This is a genomic window from Pseudomonas sp. IC_126 (genome assembly GCF_004331835.1).
In the GTDB taxonomy this organism is placed as follows: domain Bacteria; phylum Pseudomonadota; class Gammaproteobacteria; order Pseudomonadales; family Pseudomonadaceae; genus Stutzerimonas.
In genome coordinates, this window is the sequence record NZ_SJSS01000017.1 from 1 (window position 1) to 413 (window position 413).

Below are 413 nucleotides of genomic sequence, written 5' to 3' on the forward strand. Positions count from 1 at the left end.
TAACGTGGATTTATAGCGATTCCAACAACGGATGGTTAGGAACGCAAACTTTCAATCCCGAAGATATGATTAGGCTCAAAGGAGATTTCTATACTTTTAAAAACGGAGAAGTATATTTGCATAATCAAGAGTTTAATAATGGCATACCAAACTACAATATTTTCTATGGAGAAAGTTTTGAGAGCGAAGCAAGTTTTAACTTTTCCCAAGACCCGTCCCAAAACAAGATTTATCAAGCATTAGAAATTGAGGGGTCTACGGCAGTTCAAATAGCATTGGAAACCAATTTGGATTTAGGATATATTAATCAGTCAGATTTTGAGAAAAAAGAAGGTTACTACTATGCTTATGTAAGGGGTTCAAATGCAGTTTTAGATACGTCATTGCTTACTTCACAAGGTATAGGCAATGCT

Annotated in this window: 1 protein-coding gene; it reads left to right on the top strand. The window is 35.1% G+C overall.

Annotated features, from left to right (window positions below; genetic code table 11):
• A partial coding sequence (locus tag E0D86_RS21450) for a hypothetical protein (protein ID WP_165914273.1) occupies window positions 1-413 on the top strand: 413 nt, incomplete at both ends.